The sequence below is a fragment of the Anoxybacteroides tepidamans genome, from assembly GCF_014201465.1.
GTDB classification, from domain to species: Bacteria; Bacillota; Bacilli; order Bacillales; family Anoxybacillaceae; genus Anoxybacteroides; species Anoxybacteroides tepidamans.
Map to the genome: position 1 here is coordinate 161545 of NZ_JACHEP010000002.1, position 17848 is coordinate 179392.

The following is a 17848-nucleotide window of genomic DNA, read 5'->3' on the forward strand; positions in this document are numbered from 1 at the left end:
TCCTAAACCGTTGTATTTAACTGTTCTTTTAAAGCGTCGGCAAACTCTTCGGAAGCAGGCTCTGACTCTTCAGCCTGTCCTTGCTCATTTTCAAAAGGCTGTTTCGGTTGCTGCTGGCCTTGGTTTCGATTCATCCCACCCAACTCGTTTTGCGTCCATACATCAAATCGTTCCACGACGATATTTTCCGTCGGAATCATATGGCGAATTTGGTGAATGTTTGCCTCAATTAATTCTTTCACTGCTGTTGTATTTGTGATGATTTTCGCTGCTAATTCCCCATCTTTTTGCGCAACAAGTTTGATCGTCAATGTTCCTAAATGCTCGGGATGCAAACGAATGACAAGCTGGGATTGGCCGTTATTCGCTTTCGTAAACTTGCTCGTTTTCATAATCTCTGTTAGCTGATGAATAAACGAGCGCTGAACGTCGCTTTTCGTTTCTTTCGGCTGCAACAAAATGGTGTGTTCATTTGGTGTTTTGTTGTCCGTCAACATAGAGGTCATCTTTTCTAGATCGTTTGATAATGAACGCGAAGGTGTAAGATCGTTTGCTTCTTCTAGAGGAACAAACATAATCCCCCTCTCTTGATGAATCAGCTGTTCCCCATTCAACGGCGTTCGTTGTCGTTGCTCCATCGAGCGGATATAGCCATCAAAAAAGCTGGCAGGTTTATCGCTGTTTAGCAACGTTACACGGAACTTTGAAAATTCCTCAGCGCTGAGCCTTTGAACTTTTTCTTTTTCACCTTTTTCGCCTTTTTCACCTTTCATTTGCAGAGACCGACTAACTGTTTCAAGCAACGCACGCATGTTCATCACTTCGTTGTTCGTATTGCCTAGAAAGGCATTTGTATCACCTAGAAAGGCATTTGTATCACCTAGAAAGGCATTTGTATCACCTAGAAAGTCGTTCGTGGTGATCGAAAAGACAGACGATAGCCGGCGCTGAACGGTTTGAATCATGTCAGGCGGAAGCGGGATTTGTTTCTGCTCGAATTGAAACAGCACAAGCGCCACCGCTAGCAACGTTTCGGCATTTTCCAACTCTTTTTCGTCTTCCACGATTTGTTCAACGGGACGGCCTGGTGCAAACGCTTCTGTCACTTGCTCTTTCAGCGATGTTGGCAATAGCTGAAACAACTGCTGAACGACACGGTCGTTCAATGTGTCCTGTTGAACATATCCTTCATCGATTGGAATTGAATCGAACAGCTTTTGCAAATCTTGATACAGATCCGATACATTGAACGGAAGCAAAGGCAAAACCGGCGAATCGTTGACCGTTGCTGCTTGCAGTTGCTTTCCTTGTTTCATCGTCGCGAATAGAGCAGCAAACCCCGACGATAGCAATGTTTCTTGCTTTAGTGCAGTTGGTGATGGTACACTTGCCAACATAGAAACAATTGGACCGATATTCACATTTTCACCCCCTTTCATCGTTGTCCGTTTGCTTGCGCTTCTTTCGTCAGCAATGCTGTATATTTCGCTGCATCGGCTGGTGTCATTTTTTCGAGAATGGCAGCAACTGTATCGCTTCCTAACGCCGAAAGAATGTTCACTGCCTCTTGATCCGACATTTTGGGAATAATCAGCGCTGCGTTTTTCGGCGACATCGTTTCATACATTTTGGCGATGTCTTGAACGGTCGGTTTTTTTTCGTTCAATGGCGGCGAAGTCGTATTTCCTTGTTGTTTCGCTGATAATTCATCGTTTAATCGCTTAATTTCTTGTTTTAGCGCATCAATTTCGCTTTGCTTATTTTTAACTTCTTTTTCAAGCTTCTTAATTTGCATCGTTTTTTCTTCAATCGTCGCTTTTTGCTGCAACATGTTTTCTTTTAAAACTTGTTCTGTCGATTTTTGTGTATCGCCTACTAGCTTTGATATGAATGGAAGATTAGCTCCATATTTTTTGGCGACATCAAACACATTCACTCCGGCAATCGTTGTAATGACAAGTGTTAATGCAATTGTAAATAATAATGGAATTACGATGACAAACAAGAACCATTGAAATTTACCGACTTTTTCTTCCGTTTCTATTTCTTTCCCGATTTCTTGTTCTTTCATCATCTCACCCAATTTCTGCGATGGACAAATTGTTGAATCGAAACTTCGTCCATCCATCGATTTTCCGCTGCTTGAATCGCTTCCCGCACCGCTTTCTCATGGTTTTCTTTCATTTTTTCATATTTTTTCACTTCGATGTTTACTTCTGCTAATTTTGCTTGTTTTAAAAACATTTGCTCCCGAGCTTGGATGACAAGCTGCTGATAATGGGAAATCGTTCGTTCTAAATTCGTAATAAACAGTTGAAAATAACGAATATCTTGAATCGGTAGACCTAACCGCAACTTCTGCTTATGCATTTCTTCATAGTCTTCTTTCTGTTTTAAAAAATAATAAAGTTTTTCCGCTACTTTTTCAAATCGCTTTACCGCTTCATTGTATTCTCCAAGCGCTTTCTCTTTTTCTTTTTCTTTGATTGTTAATATTTTACTAAACTTAAATGAATACTCCATCATTTATTCACCCTGAATGCATGAGATGAAATAGCATATCGATGCTTTCTTCTCTCGTAAATTTTTCATGCGTATCTTGTTTCAAAAAAGATAAAAGTTTCGGATAATAGCGGATCGCTTCATCAATTTCTTTCGAAGAGCCTCTTTTATATGCGCCGATGTTAATTAAATCTTCTGAATGCATATAAGTCGAAAGGAGATGGCGAAATCGCTCTGCTGCTTCTCTATGTTCTGGCGTAACAATGTAATTCATCACGCGGCTAATGCTTTTTAACACATTAATCGCTGGATATTGTCCTTTGTTCGCTAAGTTTCGTTCTAAAACGAAATGCCCGTCTAAAATGCCACGAACCGTATCAGCAATCGGTTCGTTCATGTCATCGCCATCCACTAACACCGTATAAAAAGCAGTAATCGCACCATGCTCATTCGTTCCTGTTCGCTCTAACAGTTTCGGCAAAATTGCAAATACAGATGGGGTGTAGCCTTTTGTCGTCGGCGGTTCGCCGACAGCTAGTCCTACTTCCCGCTGTGCCATCGCCACGCGGGTGACGGAATCCATCATCAGCATCACATTCATCCCTTTATCGCGAAAATATTCCGCAATGGCGGTCGCTGTATACGCACCTTTAATGCGCATAAGCGCCGGCTGATCGGAAGTAGCGACAACGACGATCGAACGGGCAAGACCTTCAGGGCCGAGATCTCGTTCAATAAACTCGCGAACTTCACGTCCACGTTCCCCGATAAGGGCGATGATATTTAAATCCGCATTCGTATTGCGAGCGATCATGCCTAGCAATGTACTTTTTCCGACACCAGAACCGGCAAATATGCCGACGCGTTGCCCTTTTCCTACCGTTAGCAAGCTGTCGATGAGGCGAACGCCGACTTCAAGCGGTTCGTAAATCGGCGATCGCGATAGCGGGTTCGGTGGCTCTTGCTCAATAGAAATGGAGCGCAATCCTTTAGGGAGCAGGCTCCCATCGAGCGGCTGACCAAGCGAGTTAAGCACTTGACCAACTAAATCCATCCCTACCTTTACCTGCAATGGTTTTCCAGTCGCTTCAACAATACATCCCGGTGAAATATCTTGAACGGTTGAAAATGGCATTAACAGCACATGCTGTTCGCGAAATCCAACGACTTCAGCAGCAATTCGCTGTTTTTTTCTTCCACCGCCAACATGAATATAGCAAACATCGCCGATAGAACTTTCCGGGCCTTTTGATTCAATCATTAGGCCGATCACACGCGTCACTTTTCCAAACCGCTTATATGAATCGATCGTTTCGATTTCGTGAAGAAGCGTTTGCCAGTTCAAACGATTATTCCTCCTCAAGCCGTTCGAGCAGCTGTTGTTTGATTTGCTGTAACTGCGTATCTACACTTGCATCGATTCGGCCAAATGGCGTTTCGATCACACATCCGTTTTCCGTCAATTGTTCATCCGGATAAATAAAAATGTCTGTCGGCTGATTAAACACTGCTCTCAGTTCATCTTTTTGCTGCACAAGCATTTCGTAATAAAACGGATGAACGTAAACTTTCACTTCCGATTGTTCACGCACTTCTTTTATCGCTCGTTTTACAAGCGAAAGAAAATGTTCGCTATTTTCCATAAGCTTCTCGCCTAGTATCCGTTCCGCTACTTTTAATCCGATGAGAAGAATCGTTTCACTTGCTTCTTCAATTTGTTCATAAAACTGCCTATTGGCTGTTTCAACGATACGCTTTGCTTCATTGATCAGCTCATCGTAACGATGAAGCGCCTCTTCTTTTCCTTGCGCAAATCCTACTTCATATCCTTCTTGTTGAACAGTTGCTATAAGCTGTTGCTTTTCGATTTTCCAATGCTCTTGTTCTTGCGATATGTGCTGCTTTAAAGAATGGTAATATTGTTCCGCTTCTTGTTTAATCAGTTCGGCTTCTCGTTTTGCTTGTTCAATCATCATTTGAGCGTTTGTTTGCTCATCTATATCATTTGGTACTAAAAAATCTGTTTGTTTTAAAAAGTAGTTTTTCACTTCAATGATTTTTTTATTACTATGATCCGTTTTTGTAAAAGGAGCTTTAATAACGTTAGACAATAATCTCATCTCCTCCACCGCGAGCGATAACAATTTCACCCGCTTCTTCAAGGCGGCGAATCACTGCCACAATACGCGATTGTGCTTCCTCCACATCGCGAAGGCGAACTGGCCCCATAAACTCCATTTCTTCTTTGAATGTTTCTGCCATGCGTGTCGACATATTGCGAAAAACAACTTCTTTCACTTCATCGCTCGACACTTTCAATGCAAGCATTAAGTCATTATTATCCACTTCACGAATGACGCGCTGAATTGCACGATTATCAAGTGTCACAATATCTTCAAAGACGAACATTCGCTTCTTAATTTCTTCCGCAAGTTCTGGGTCTTGAATTTCAAGAGCATCTAAAATAGTGCGTTCCGTGCTTCGGTCGACACCGTTTAATACTTCCACCACCGCTTCGATTCCACCTGTTTGCGTATAATCTTGTACGAAAGTCGCCGAGAGCTTTCTTTCTAAAATTTGTTCCACTTCGTTAATGACTTCTGGCGATGTCCTGTCCATGAGCGCAATCCGACGTGCAATATCTGCTTGCATCTCTTGCGGGAGCGACGATAAAATTTGACCAGCTTGCGTTGGTTCTAGATATGAAAGAACAAGTGCAATCGTCTGCGGATGCTCGTTTTGAATAAAGTTCAATAATTGTGCTGGGTCTGCTTTGCGAGCGAAATCAAATGGCCGCACCATCAAAGCTGACGTTAAACGGTTAATAATGTTTAGCGCTTTTTCTGTACCGAGCGCTTTTTCTAGCACTTCCTTCGCATAGACGATCCCCCCTTGGGCAATATAATCTTGCGCCAAGGCAATTTGGTGAAATTCTTCTAACACTTCTTCTTTTTCTTGCGCAGCAACTTGGCGAACGTTGGAAATTTCGAGCGTTAATTTTTCAATTTCTTCTTCTGATAAATGTTTATAGACAGATGCTGACACATCCGGTCCAAGAGAAATGAGAAGTATGGCTGCTTTTTGTTTTCCTGTTAGTTCACCTTTTTTCTCTTTTTTTGCCATCTTCATTCCTCCTAGTCTTCCGCTAACCATGTTCTTAACAATTGAGCAAACTCATTTGGTTTTTCTTTCGCCAGTTTTTCGAGCTGTTTGCGGCGCAACGTTGCTTCTGTTTCTCTTTCTTCAATATTAGGCAACTCTTGTACAGGTGACGGAGCAACGAATTCGTCGATCTTTTCCTCCTCTTTTTTTCGTCTGCGCATAAGGAAAAAGATCATTAAGCCGATTAACACGAGCAGAAAAGCCCCGCCAGCGATATAAGCCCATGTTGGAATCGTTGGCTGCGCTTGTGTAAAATCAGTTTTCCCATTGAACTTTTGCACAGAAACAACAATCCGATTTTGAATATCTTGATCGGTTAAAGCTTGCCCGTTTTGCTTATCAATCGATGTTCGGACAACCGTACCTAAAATTTTCTTAATGTCATCGACTGTTTGTTGCGGCAAAGAATTCGGGTCTTGCGGATTTGGCGGCTCTACCATCACTTGAATGCCTAAATCCCGCACTTTATATGGACTTTCGACAATATGTTTTTTAATTCTGTTCACTTCATTATTAATCGTTTCTTCCGTTCTTTCATAATCTCCGTTAGAGCCATTGATCGATGATTGATAACTTGGAACATCATTCGCTCCAGTCCCCGGAACCCCGCCAGGCTGAGCACCTTGCCCGGAAAACGTTTCTTTAATTCGCTGCACGCTCACAGCAATACCTTGGTTATTTTGTTCATCGACAGGAGCAACTAAGTTTTCTTCACGGTTTTCCTGAGTAAAATCGACATCGGCGGTAACAGATACGACCACTTTATCCTGTCCCATCATCGTGCCAAGCATTTGCTGGATTTGGCGCTGAATATCTCGTTCAATTTGTTTTTTAATTTCATTTTGTGTCGTGAACGCTGTCGCTGTCGAAAATTTTTCATCATTTTTTAAGTCAAAGTACTCAAAATATTGATTCATAATGACGATATTATCAGTAGGAAGGTTAGGGACGCTTTTTGATACGAGATGATAAAGTGCTTTAATCTGTTCGTCGCTGAACTTATACCCTGGTTTTGTTTTTAAGACGACAGAAGCGGACGCTTGCCCCTGATCATCCGATACGAATACAGACGGTTGTGGGAGATTGATCATTACTTTCGCGTCTTCCACACCGTCAATGTTTTTGATTAAATTCGCCAGCTCTGTCTGCATCGCTTTTAATTTCACAACGTTAAACTCGTTATCTGTCATGCCAAAGCTGGCATTTTTTCCAAAAAACGAATAATCGATACTTCCACTATCCGGAATTCCTTGCGCCGCTAATTCGACTTTTAATGTGTCGGCCAACTTTTCTGGAACTTTGATCGTCGTCCCGTTGTCAGCTACTTCCGATTCAATGCCGCGCTGATCAAGCGTGGCTTTAATTTGTCCGGATTCTTGCGGCGAAAGATTGCTATATAACGGTACAAAATTTGTTCTCGTCGCAAAATATGATGCGGCTCCAACGATGACAAGAAAAAGGAAAAACGCGCTCACCGCCATTGTTTTTTGCGCTTTCGTTCTCCCTCTCCAAAAAGATGTCAACCGAGTGAGCCACTCTTTCATTCTTTCATTCATAGTATTCCCCCGATTATTGCGAGATAAATAGTTTGTTAACCTGTGGTACTGGTTGAATGTCATAATCTTGTTACTTTCAAGCGTTTTCCGTATTTGCTGCGTAATCACGACCTGTGGAAAATACATGATCAATTAGCATCCATCGACATCTAGCACCATGAGTATTGTTAGTCTTCTTCTAGCACATTACTTATACTTGCATTCTCATCATTTCTTGGTACGCTTCAAGTGCTTTGTTGCGAATTTCAAGGGTAAGCTGTAACGAAATGCTCGCTTTTTGCGCAGCGATCATCACTTGATGCAAGTCAACATTTTCTCCTTTAACTAATTTTTCTGTTAATTGACTTGATTGAATCTGGTCGTCGTTCACTTTATGAATCGCATCTTTCAAAAAATTAGCAAACGATTTTTGAGCGTCTGCCGGTTTTACAGCCGAAGATGTTGTAGCAGCGGTCGAAAAAAAGTTTTGACTTACTCCATGAATCATCGCTCATTCTCCTTTTTATTTACCAATTTCTAATGCTTTCATTAACATTCCTTTTGTCGCGTTAAACACCGTTACGTTCGCTTCATATGAACGAGTAGCGCTCATTAAGTCCACCATTTCTTTTAACGGATCGACATTAGGGAGCTGCACATAACCGTCACGATTAGCATCGGGATGCGTCGGATCGTAAACGAGTTTAAACGGCGTTTCATCCTCGATAATTTTTGTGACCTTTACACCATTTCCAACAGCTGAACGGCTGTTCATTGCTACCTGCAAATACGACGAAAAACTTCCTTCGTTCGGCTCCATGACGACTAACTTGCGACGATACGGTTGCCATTGTCCGTCCACAAATTTCGCCCGTGTCGTATCCACATTGGCCATGTTTGAGGAAATGACATCCATTCTTAGCCGCTGAGCCGTAAGCGCTGATGCGGTTGTATTTAAGCTTTGAAAAATGGACATAGATTACTTCCCACCTTTAATGACCGTTTTTAACGTATTCAGCTGACCGTTCAATCGCTCGATCAACGCATTATAGTAAATTTGATTTTCTGCTAAATCCGACATTTCCTTATCGATATCGACACTGTTCCCATTATGATTGTATATTACATCACTTCTTGTCGTCACTAAAAAATTGCTAGTATCGGGACTTTTGAATGGAAAATGTTTTGGATTGGTCCGGTACGCTTCAAGCGGTGCCATCGCTTGTTCGAGTTCCGTCTTAAAACGAACATCTTTCGCTTTGTAATTCGGTGTATCCGCATTGGCAATATTATTGGCAATCACTTTTTGTTTCGTCGCCGCATAATCTAGTCCCTGTTCGAGAAGTGTAAATGTACGAGAAAATAGTTTCAAGGAAAATCCCCTCTTTATCTTCTTTTTTTCGACAATATCTGATACTCTCTATTTTAAAAGAATGTGTAAATAATGTATAGCCGGAAGATTGTACTATTTTTACCGTTTCGATGCGCAAATAAAAAGAGCTGACAAAATCAGCTCCCTTTTTACCGTTAGTTCGCTTTTAATTTTTCTAGTTCTGTTAAAAATTTATCATTTAATACTTTAATATATGTTCCTTTCATACCGAGAGAACGCGATTCAATCACGCCGGCGCTTTCAAGTTTTCTGAGCGCATTGACAATCACCGAGCGCGTAATACCGACACGATCGGCAATTTTGCTGGCAACAAGCAACCCTTCTGTGCCATCTAATTCTTCAAAAATATGTTCAATTGCTTCTAGTTCGCTGTACGATAATGAACTGATCGCCATTTGCACAACCGCTTTACTTCTCGCTTCTTCTTCAATTTCTTCCGCTTTTTCACGCAAAATTTCCATGCCGACAACGGTTGCACCATATTCCGCTAAAATTAAGTCATCATCATCAAATTCACGGTCAAGTCTTGATAAAATAAGCGTCCCGAGACGTTCACCACCGCCGTTAATCGGCACGATCGTCGTTAATCCTGTTTTAAATAAGTCGCGATTTTCAACGGGAAACGCTGTATATTCGCTATTAATATCTAAGTTCGGAGACGTTTCCGTAATATTGAACAAATTGTTCGTATACTCTTCCGGAAACTGGCGATCTTCTAACATTTTTTTCATTCGTTCGTTTTCGATCGATTGTTTAATCGCAAAGCCTAACAGCTTTCCGCGGCGGCTGACGACGAACACGTTCGCCTCGATCACTTCGCAAAGCGTTTCCGCCATTTCTTTAAAATTAACAGGTTTCCCTGCTGCTTTTTGCAACATCGCATTAATTTTTCTTGTTTTTTGTAACAAATTCATCTTCAATAGCCTCCTAATTTTAGTTCCTCACAAAATAAATTCGCTTAAATCTTTATTTTTCACGATATTGCCTAGTTTCTGTTCGACATATTGTGGTGTAATGACAACTTTTTCAAGCGTAATATCCGGCGCTTCAAATGATAAGTCTTCTAGCAGTTTTTCCATAATGGTATGAAGGCGTCTTGCTCCGATGTTATCCGTCGTCTGATTCACTTCAAACGCTACTTCCGCAATCTTACGAATAGCATCGTCAGAAAATTCAAGTTGTATACCTTCTGTCGCCAAAAGCGCCGTATATTGTTTAATGAGCGCATTGTTCGGTTCGATGAGAATTTTTACGAAATCGTCGACCGTCAATTTCGACAGTTCCACCCGAATCGGAAAGCGCCCTTGTAACTCCGGGATTAAGTCCGACGGTTTTGACATATGAAACGCGCCAGCCGCAATAAACAAAATGTAATCAGTTTTTACCGGACCGTATTTCGTCATGACCGTTGAGCCTTCCACAATCGGTAAAATGTCGCGCTGCACACCTTCGCGAGATACATCAGCAGAAGAAGCACTTTGTCCTCTTCTTGCAATTTTATCAATCTCATCAATGAAAATGATTCCAGACTGCTCGGCAAGATGAACGGCTTCTTGCGTCACTTCGTCCATGTCAATTAATTTTTGCGCTTCTTCATTCGTCAATACTTTGCGTGCCTCACTTACTTTCAGCTTTCGCTTTTTGCGCCGCTTCGGCATAAAGCTGCTTAGCGCATCTTGCATGTTCATTCCCATTTGCTCAATTCCTGTTCCTTGCAAAAAATCGAATAGCGTGGCTTGCTGTTCTTCTACTTCTACCGTTACGAATTCGTCTTCTAACTCTCCGTTTGCAAGTTGAGCAGCTACTTGTTTCCGCTTTTGCTCAACATATTGGTCATCTTGGTGGTACGTTGTATCTTGCTGAGCTGTTTGCCCGCCACCAAATAATAACTCTAACGGATTTTTCATCGTCTGTTTTTGTTTTCCTGGCACTAATAATTCGACAAGCCGCTTATTGGCTTGCTGCTCTGCTCGATCTTTGACTTCGTTCATTTTCCGCTCTTTTACTAACCGAACAGACGTTTCAACAAGATCGCGCACCATCGATTCCACGTCACGACCGACATAGCCAACCTCTGTAAATTTCGTTGCTTCCACTTTGATGAATGGGGCGCCAACAAGTTTTGCAAGCCTTCTCGCGATTTCGGTTTTCCCCACTCCCGTCGGGCCGATCATTAATATGTTTTTCGGCACGACTTCATCGCGTAATTTTTCATCAAGCAAGCTGCGGCGATAGCGATTTCTTAAAGCGATCGCTACCGCCTTTTTTGCTTCTTTTTGACCAACGATAAACTGATCCAACTTTTCAACAATTTGCCGAGGTGTTAAATTCATCGTTTTTCCCTCCGCTACAATTCTTCGACGATGATGTGATCGTTCGTATACACACAAATATCGGCCGCGATTTCTAAAGCTGCTTTCGCAATTTCTTTAGCGGTCATCTGCGCACCAGCGTATTGCTTCAACGCTCGACCGGCCGCAAGCGCATAATTTCCTCCTGAACCGATCGCTAAAATGCCGTCATCCGGCTCGATCACTTCACCCGTTCCTGATATTAAAAGCAAATAGCGTTCGTCCATGACAATAAGCATCGCTTCCAATCTACGCAACACTTTATCACTGCGCCATTCTTTTGCCAATTCAACGGCGGCGCGCTGCAAGTTCCCGTTAAACTCTTCAAGCTTTCCTTCGAACATTTCGAACAATGTAAACGCATCCGCAACGGCCCCAGCAAAACCTGCCAACACTTTCCCATGAAAAAGCTTCCGCACTTTTTTCGCCGTATGTTTCATCACGACCGCATTGCCGAATGTCACTTGGCCATCGCCAGCCATCGCGCACGCGCCGTTATGTCGAATCGCAAAAATCGTCGTTGCATGGAATTGTTCCATGTTGATCCTCCTTTTTTGGAAGTCTAAGCCCGCGGATGCGTATGCAAATAAATATGGCGCAAGCGATCTTTCGTCACATGCGTATACACTTGTGTTGACGAAAGATGCGCATGCCCTAACAATTCTTGAACGGTACGCATATCCGCTCCTTCATTAAGCAAATGGGTGGCAAACGTATGCCTAAATATGTGCGGGCTCACTTTTTGCGTCATTGCCGCTTTTTCAACCACTTCATTCAAAATGTGACGTGCCCCTCTAGGTGTTAAAGGATTGCCGCGAAAGTTCACAAACAAATAGCTATGCGCTACTTTTCCTTTTTGCAAAAGTTCGTTTCGTCCGTTTTGCACATATCGTTCGAGCGCTTCTTTAGCAAAACTCCCAAACGGAACGTAACGTTGTTTATTTCCTTTCCCATAAATTAATATCGTAGAAAGCGAAAAATCGATATGAGAAAGTTGAATGTGACAACATTCACTAATACGAACACCCGTCGCATAAAGCAGTTCAATAAGCGCTTGGTTTCGCTGGCCGATCGCTGTATTTAAATCATTGACACGAAATAGGCTTTCTAATTCCTGTTCATATAAAAAACGCGGAATTTTTTGCTCTTTTTTCGGCAGCGAGGCAAGGGAAAACGGGTTTTCAGCCACCTTTTGTTCCCGTAACAAAAATTTATAGAAGCTGCGCAGGCTCGATATTTTTCGAGAGATCGAACGGCTTAATAGCTGCTCATTATGTAGCTTTGTTAAATATAAGCGAACATCACTATATGTGACTTCATCTAAACGTTGGATCGCCTGCTCACACATAAATTCAAAAAACTGTTCAATATCGCGTGTATAACACGCAATAGTATATTGTGAATAATTTTTTTCAATTTGTAAATATTCAATGAATAATTGTAATGAAATTTTCAAATTCTCCACTCTCAACACCTCACAAGGGCTACTAAATAGTAACATACATTTAGTAGCCCTTGCAATTATTTTTTTATAAAATTCTGAATTGTATCTAACGCTCTCTTGGCGTATTGCTCATTACGGCGTTTTTTATCTTTAATCGCTTCTTCAAGCGGGGCAAACAAAGCGAAATTCGCATTCATCGGCTGAAAATGTTTCGAATTTGCCGTCGTAATATAATGCGCCATGCTGCCAATAGCCGTCTCTTTCGGAAAGACGATCAAATCTTGCCCCAACAAAAGACGTGCAGCGTTAATGCCAGCTACTAAACCGGATGCTGCTGATTCTACGTAGCCTTCGACACCCGTCATTTGTCCCGCGAAAAACAAATCATCGCGCCCTTTGTACTGGTACGTTGGTCGCAATAATTTTGGTGAGTTGATAAACGTGTTGCGATGCATGACGCCATAACGTACAATTTCTGCATTTTCTAGTCCCGGAATGAGGCGAAACACTTCTTTTTGATCCCCCCATTTTAAATGGGTTTGAAACCCAACAATATTGTAAAGCGTGCCGGCCGCATCATCTTGGCGAAGCTGGACGACGGCAAACGGACGCTTGCCTGTGCGCGGATCTTCAAGACCGACCGGTTTCATCGGACCGAATAATAACGTTTTCTTCCCGCGCTTTGCCATTACTTCGATCGGCATGCATCCTTCAAAATAAATTTCCTTTTCAAATTCTTTTAATGGTACCGTTTCCGCTGAAATGAGCGCTTCATAAAACCGGTCAAACTCTTCTTCGGTCATCGGGCAGTTCAAATAAGCAGCCTCTCCTTTGTCATAGCGGGATTTTACATATACTTTGTCCATATTAATGCTTTCTTTTTCGACAATCGGTGCCGCTGCATCATAAAAGTATAAATATTCTTCTCCGGTCAGTTCTTTCAGCTTTTCGGACAGCGCTTTCGACGTTAACGGCCCCGTCGCAATGATGGTCGGTTCTGAAGGAATATCGGTTACTTCTTCACGAACGACGGTGACGTTCGGATGGTTTTGTACTAAATCCGTCACGCGTGCCGCGAATTCATGACGATCGACCGCTAACGCCCCCCCAGCAGGTACCGAACATTCGTCCGCTGCTTTGATAATGACGGAATCGAGCATCCGCATTTCTTCTTTTAATACGCCGACCGCATTCGTTAAAGCATTCGCGCGCAACGAATTGCTACAAACAAGCTCTGCAAATTTATCAGTATGATGAGCTGGCGTTTGTTTGATTGGGCGCATTTCATATAGACGAACTTGAATGTTTCGGTTAGCCAACTGCCATGCTGCTTCGCTTCCAGCTAATCCTGCGCCAATGACGTTTACAATCATGTTGATTCCTCCCTCGCATAAAAACGGTGAGGACTAACGGCCGCTCACCGATGACTATGATTGTGCTTCTTCTTCGTAGTCACATTTTACACACTGCACTTGTATTCCTTTCTTTAACTTTTTCTCTACTAATAATCCTCCACATTTCGGGCATGGACGTGAAAGAGGCTTATCCCATGACATAAAATCGCAAACTGGGAAGCGATCACATCCGTAAAATATGCGTTTTTTCTTGCTGCTTCGTTCAACAATGTTTCCTTCATGACACTGTGGACATTTTACGCCAATTGCTTTCACAATTGGTTTCGTATGCCGGCATTCTGGGAAGTTAGAGCATGCAACAAATTTTCCGAATCGCCCCATTTTATAAACCATCGGACTTCCGCATACTTCACAATTGATTCCAGCCAGCTCGTCTTTAATTTCCACTTCTTTCATTTCTTTTTCAGCAATTTGTAAACGTTTTTCAAAATCTCGATAAAATTCATCAACAACCTTGACCCATTCAATTTTTCCTTCCTCGATTTCATCTAAACTTTTTTCCATTTTCGCGGTAAATTCGACATCTAAAATTTCCGGGAAAAACTCAAGGATTAGTTCCGTGACAATTTCTCCAAGTTCCGTCGGGACAAAACGTTTATTTTCTAGCACGACGTAATTTCGCTTTTGAATGATATCTAACGTCGGTGCATAAGTCGACGGACGTCCGATTCCAAGTTCCTCTAGCGTTTTAACTAACCGCGCTTCCGTATAGCGCGGAGGCGGCTGCGTAAAATGTTGCCTCGGCTCAACGTCTTTGCCGATGACCGTTTCCCCCTCTTGCAAATCTGGGAGCAAGCGATCTTGTTCATCCGTTTGGTCGTCTGTTCCTTCTACGTACACTTTCATAAATCCCGAAAATTTCACTTTTGAGCCGTTCGCACGAAAGATGACGCCTTCATTTTCTAAATCAACACTCATCGTATCAAGAAGCGCAGGAGCCATTTGGCTGGCGACGAAACGTTCCCAAATAAGCTTATAAAGGCGATACTGATCGCGGCTTAAATACGGTTTCACTGAATTCGGGTCACGAAATACCGATGTTGGGCGGATCGCTTCGTGCGCGTCTTGAGCATTGGTGCTTTTCTTTTCTTTCCGCTTTTCTTGTGCCACATAGTCTTTGCCAAACGCCGCTTCAATATATGAAAGTGCTTCTTGCTGCGCTGTTTCAGACACACGTGTTGAGTCTGTGCGCATATATGTAATTAAACCGACCGTTCCTTCGCTGCCGAGATCGATCCCTTCGTATAGCTGCTGCGCAAGCATCATCGTCTTTTTCGTGCGAAAGTTTAGCTTGCGCGCCGCTTCTTGCTGTAGCGAAGAAGTGGTAAACGGCGGCACAGGGTTTCGCTTTCGTTCTTTTCTTGTCACAGACTTCACGATAAAATGATGTCCCTTTAGGCGCGCTAAAACGCCCTTTACTTCCGTTTCGTTTTTCAAGTCGAGCTTTTGCCCATCGATTCCGTAAAAATAGGCAGTAAATGCTTCATTTTGTTTGATGAATTCTGCTTGAATCGACCAATATTCTTCCGGCTGAAACTCTTTAATTTCTTTTTCGCGATCGATAATGAGCCTTAACGCCACAGACTGCACCCGGCCGGCGCTTAACCCTTTTTTTACTTTTTTCCAAAGAAGTGGGCTAATATTGTAACCTACCAGTCTGTCAAGCACGCGCCGAGTTTGTTGCGCATCGACTAAATGCATATTGATTGCCCGCGGATGCTGGAATGACTCGCGGATCGCATCTTTTGTAATCTCATTAAATACGACGCGGCAATCAGAATGAATATCAAGTTCTAGCATATGCGCTAAATGCCATGCGATCGCTTCCCCTTCGCGGTCAGGGTCGGCCGCTAAAAACACTTTTTTTGCTTTTTTTGCCGCTGTTTTTAACTCTTTAATGACCGGTCCTTTGCCGCGAATCGTAATATATTTTGGCTCATAATCGTTTTTTATGTCAACGCCCATTTGGCTTTTTGGCAAATCACGGATATGCCCCATTGAAGCTTTCACTTTATATTTTTTTCCTAAATAGCGTTCAATCGTTTTCGCTTTTGCTGGTGATTCCACGATGACGAGATAATCTGACATACCTTATCCTCCCTTAAGAGGTAAATTTAAAATCTTCATTATTATTAATGATTCTTATGACATTTGTCAAACAAGATGTAAAAAATTTTTATCCATCTGGAAAAAGATAAGTAAATTCATCGATAATATCTTGCGCCGAACGAACGAGTTTTGCCCCTTGCTGAATGAGATAGTTCGTTCCACTCGCCTGTTCTAGGAAAATCGACCCAGGCACGGCAAACACATCCCTTCCCTGTTCAAGTGCTAGGGAAGCGGTAATGAGCGAACCGCTTTTTTCTTTTGCCTGAATGACGACCGTCCCAAGCGACAAGCCGCTAATGATGCGATTTCTTAACGGAAATTGCCATTTTTGCGGCTTTGTGTGCGGAGGATATTCAGAGATAATAAGATGGTCGCGCATTAATCGCTCCGCAAGCCCCCGGTTTTGCTTCGGATAAATATGCCCGATTCCCCCAGCGATGACCGCGATCGTCTTTCCTTTATGTTCAATGGCGATTTCATGCGCAGCCGCATCAATCCCTAAAGCAAGGCCGCTCACGATTAACCAGCCTTCTTCAATAAGCGGAGGCAACAAAGTGCGCAACGCACGAATCCCTTCATTTGTCGGTTGCCTCGTTCCAACGATGCTGATCATTTTAGGAAACGAAAGCCACGCGATGTTTCCTTTAGCATACAGCACCCATGGCGGTTCAAAAATATGTTTCAACCATTTCGGGTAATAGTCATCAAAAACGGTAATGATGTGAATATTTTTATCCTTATATGTTTTTATCATACTTTGAATAGCAAAGGAATGTAAATCTTGGAAAAACAAAGAATATTGTTCTCGGGAAATCGACAGCATCGAAGCAAGAGCTGAATATGGAAGAGAAAAAATCGAGGAAAGTGATGGATCAATACGCAATAGGCGGTCAATCGTTTTCCAACCGACGCTACGGCAATGATGAAGATGGATGAGGCGCTCTTGAACTGAAGAATACATCGAATCTTCCTTTCTTCATGTTTTAAAAACGTCCCGCATAGAGCGGAATGCACTATACGGGACAGCCGTCATTAATGCGTCTTACATTTTTCGTAAAGACCTCGTTCTTTCAGCACAGCGATTAACGTTTCACCGATGACGGCAGGTGTTTCCGCTACTTTAATTCCGCACTCATTCATTTTCTTAATTTTTTCGGCTGCTGTTCCTTTGCCGCCTGAAATAATCGCACCAGCATGTCCCATGCGCTTTCCAGGAGGTGCTGTTTGACCGCCGATGAAGCCGACAACTGGTTTTTTCATGTTCGCTTTTACCCATTCAGCCGCTTCTTCTTCTGCTGTACCGCCGATTTCACCGATCATAATGACCGCATATGTTTCTTCATCCTCGTTAAATGCTTTTAATACATCGATGAAGTTTGTGCCGTTGACCGGGTCGCCACCAATTCCGACAGCTGTTGATTGTCCGATTCCAGCTTGCGTTAATTGATGCACCGCTTCATATGTTAATGTACCAGAGCGGGATACGATCCCGATGTGGCCTTTTTTATGAATGTAGCCAGGCATGATGCCGATTTTGCATTCTTCTGGTGTAATGACACCTGGGCAGTTTGGACCGATGAGGCGCGTTTTCTTACCTTCCATGTAGCGCTTCACTTTCACCATATCAAGGACAGGAATGCCTTCTGTAATACAAACGACAAGGTCTAATCCTGCATCGACTGCTTCCATAATCGCATCAGCTGCAAATGCAGGCGGAACGTAAATAACCGATGCATTCGCGCCCGTTTTTTCAACCGCTTCAGAAACCGTATCAAATACCGGCACTCCTTCTACTTCTGTGCCGCCTTTTCCTGGCGTGACACCGCCGACGATTTTTGTACCGTATTCAAGCATTTGCTTTGTATGGAACAACCCTTGTGATCCCGTAATGCCTTGAACGATGACTTTTGTGTCTTTATTAATAAAAACGCTCATTC

The 17848-nt window shown here is 42.7% G+C and carries 18 protein-coding genes; all 18 read right to left on the reverse strand.

The genetic code is table 11. The annotated features are described in order from the left end of the window. Positions 1 to 2: 2 nt before the first annotated feature. Positions 3 to 1421, reverse strand: a complete 1419-nt coding sequence (locus tag HNQ34_RS17770) for a flagellar hook-length control protein FliK (protein ID WP_183251653.1) — start codon at positions 1419 to 1421, stop codon at positions 3 to 5. A 14-nt stretch (positions 1422 to 1435) separates the two neighbouring features. Continuing rightward, positions 1436 to 2071: a MotE family protein gene (locus tag HNQ34_RS03675; protein WP_183251654.1), complete on the reverse strand. Its 636-nt coding sequence runs from the start codon at positions 2069 to 2071 to the stop codon at positions 1436 to 1438. Beyond that, positions 2071 to 2523, reverse strand: a complete 453-nt coding sequence (gene fliJ, locus HNQ34_RS03680) for a flagellar export protein FliJ (RefSeq protein ID WP_183251656.1) — start codon at positions 2521 to 2523, stop codon at positions 2071 to 2073. Before fliJ ends, HNQ34_RS03675 begins: the two co-directional genes overlap by 1 nt. Positions 2524 to 2530: 7 nt before the next feature. Further along, on the reverse strand, positions 2531 to 3847 hold the full coding sequence (fliI, locus tag HNQ34_RS03685; RefSeq protein ID WP_183251658.1) for a flagellar protein export ATPase FliI: 1317 nt from the start codon (positions 3845 to 3847) through the stop codon (positions 2531 to 2533). Between the two features lie 4 nt (positions 3848 to 3851). Beyond that, positions 3852 to 4622, reverse strand: coding sequence for a flagellar assembly protein FliH (fliH, locus tag HNQ34_RS03690; protein WP_183251660.1), 771 nt, complete (start codon positions 4620 to 4622; stop codon positions 3852 to 3854). After that, a complete protein-coding gene (gene fliG / locus HNQ34_RS03695) occupies positions 4606 to 5625 on the reverse strand; it encodes a flagellar motor switch protein FliG (protein ID WP_183251662.1) in 1020 nt (339 codons plus the stop codon). Before fliG ends, fliH begins: the two co-directional genes overlap by 17 nt. An 11-nt stretch (positions 5626 to 5636) precedes the next feature. Then, on the reverse strand, positions 5637 to 7220 hold the full coding sequence (gene fliF / locus HNQ34_RS03700) for a flagellar basal-body MS-ring/collar protein FliF (protein ID WP_183251663.1): 1584 nt from the start codon (positions 7218 to 7220) through the stop codon (positions 5637 to 5639). A gap of 190 nt (positions 7221 to 7410) precedes the next feature. Next, positions 7411 to 7707, reverse strand: a complete 297-nt coding sequence (gene fliE, locus HNQ34_RS03705) for a flagellar hook-basal body complex protein FliE (protein ID WP_183251665.1) — start codon at positions 7705 to 7707, stop codon at positions 7411 to 7413. A gap of 15 nt (positions 7708 to 7722) precedes the next feature. Next, positions 7723 to 8175, reverse strand: a complete 453-nt coding sequence (gene flgC, locus HNQ34_RS03710; RefSeq protein ID WP_183251668.1) for a flagellar basal body rod protein FlgC — start codon at positions 8173 to 8175, stop codon at positions 7723 to 7725. Between the two features lie 3 nt (positions 8176 to 8178). After that, on the reverse strand, positions 8179 to 8571 hold the full coding sequence (gene flgB, locus HNQ34_RS03715; protein WP_183251670.1) for a flagellar basal body rod protein FlgB: 393 nt from the start codon (positions 8569 to 8571) through the stop codon (positions 8179 to 8181). A 155-nt stretch (positions 8572 to 8726) separates the two neighbouring features. Next, on the reverse strand, positions 8727 to 9506 hold the full coding sequence (gene codY / locus HNQ34_RS03720) for a GTP-sensing pleiotropic transcriptional regulator CodY (protein WP_183251672.1): 780 nt from the start codon (positions 9504 to 9506) through the stop codon (positions 8727 to 8729). A 27-nt stretch (positions 9507 to 9533) separates the two neighbouring features. Further along, the gene (gene hslU / locus HNQ34_RS03725; RefSeq protein ID WP_183251674.1) at positions 9534 to 10925 is read right to left on the reverse strand and encodes an HslU--HslV peptidase ATPase subunit; all 1392 of its coding nucleotides are present in this window, start codon (positions 10923 to 10925) and stop codon (positions 9534 to 9536) included. Between the two features lie 14 nt (positions 10926 to 10939). Further along, the gene (gene hslV, locus HNQ34_RS03730) at positions 10940 to 11482 is read right to left on the reverse strand and encodes an ATP-dependent protease subunit HslV (protein ID WP_183251676.1); all 543 of its coding nucleotides are present in this window, start codon (positions 11480 to 11482) and stop codon (positions 10940 to 10942) included. Positions 11483 to 11505: 23 nt separating this feature from the next. Beyond that, the gene (xerC, locus tag HNQ34_RS03735) at positions 11506 to 12444 is read right to left on the reverse strand and encodes a tyrosine recombinase XerC (protein WP_221277267.1); all 939 of its coding nucleotides are present in this window, start codon (positions 12442 to 12444) and stop codon (positions 11506 to 11508) included. Between the two features lie 20 nt (positions 12445 to 12464). Continuing rightward, complete coding sequence (gene trmFO / locus HNQ34_RS03740) at positions 12465 to 13766, reverse strand: FADH(2)-oxidizing methylenetetrahydrofolate--tRNA-(uracil(54)-C(5))-methyltransferase TrmFO (RefSeq protein ID WP_183252211.1); 1302 nt, start codon at positions 13764 to 13766, stop codon at positions 12465 to 12467. A 48-nt stretch (positions 13767 to 13814) separates the two neighbouring features. Next, on the reverse strand, positions 13815 to 15890 hold the full coding sequence (gene topA, locus HNQ34_RS03745) for a type I DNA topoisomerase (RefSeq protein WP_183251680.1): 2076 nt from the start codon (positions 15888 to 15890) through the stop codon (positions 13815 to 13817). 88 nt (positions 15891 to 15978) lie between these two features. Next, positions 15979 to 16872, reverse strand: coding sequence for a DNA-processing protein DprA (gene dprA / locus HNQ34_RS03750; RefSeq protein WP_183251682.1), 894 nt, complete (start codon positions 16870 to 16872; stop codon positions 15979 to 15981). A 71-nt stretch (positions 16873 to 16943) separates the two neighbouring features. Beyond that, on the reverse strand, positions 16944 to 17846 hold the full coding sequence (sucD, locus tag HNQ34_RS03755; protein ID WP_183251684.1) for a succinate--CoA ligase subunit alpha: 903 nt from the start codon (positions 17844 to 17846) through the stop codon (positions 16944 to 16946). Positions 17847 to 17848 lie beyond the last annotated feature (2 nt).

Bases quoted from the DNA above. Each gene is read 5' to 3' on its own strand.
- HNQ34_RS03675 (WP_183251654.1), bottom strand. From the start codon at position 2,071: ATGAAAGAACAAGAAATCGGGAAAGAAATAGAAACGGAAGAAAAAGTC.
- topA (WP_183251680.1), bottom strand. From the start codon at position 15,890: ATGTCAGATTATCTCGTCATCGTGGAATCACCAGCAAAAGCGAAAACG.
- fliF (WP_183251663.1), bottom strand. From the start codon at position 7,220: ATGAATGAAAGAATGAAAGAGTGGCTCACTCGGTTGACATCTTTTTGG.
- fliG (WP_183251662.1), bottom strand. From the start codon at position 5,625: ATGGCAAAAAAAGAGAAAAAAGGTGAACTAACAGGAAAACAAAAAGCA.
- sucD (WP_183251684.1), bottom strand. From the start codon at position 17,846: ATGAGCGTTTTTATTAATAAAGACACAAAAGTCATCGTTCAAGGCATT.
- flgC (WP_183251668.1), bottom strand. From the start codon at position 8,175: ATGTCCATTTTTCAAAGCTTAAATACAACCGCATCAGCGCTTACGGCT.
- codY (WP_183251672.1), bottom strand. From the start codon at position 9,506: ATGAATTTGTTACAAAAAACAAGAAAAATTAATGCGATGTTGCAAAAA.
- fliH (WP_183251660.1), bottom strand. From the start codon at position 4,622: ATGAGATTATTGTCTAACGTTATTAAAGCTCCTTTTACAAAAACGGAT.
- xerC (WP_221277267.1), bottom strand. From the start codon at position 12,444: ATGTTACTATTTAGTAGCCCTTGTGAGGTGTTGAGAGTGGAGAATTTG.
- fliJ (WP_183251656.1), bottom strand. From the start codon at position 2,523: ATGGAGTATTCATTTAAGTTTAGTAAAATATTAACAATCAAAGAAAAA.
- dprA (WP_183251682.1), bottom strand. From the start codon at position 16,872: ATGTATTCTTCAGTTCAAGAGCGCCTCATCCATCTTCATCATTGCCGT.
- hslV (WP_183251676.1), bottom strand. From the start codon at position 11,482: ATGGAACAATTCCATGCAACGACGATTTTTGCGATTCGACATAACGGC.
- hslU (WP_183251674.1), bottom strand. From the start codon at position 10,925: ATGAATTTAACACCTCGGCAAATTGTTGAAAAGTTGGATCAGTTTATC.
- fliE (WP_183251665.1), bottom strand. From the start codon at position 7,707: ATGATTCATGGAGTAAGTCAAAACTTTTTTTCGACCGCTGCTACAACA.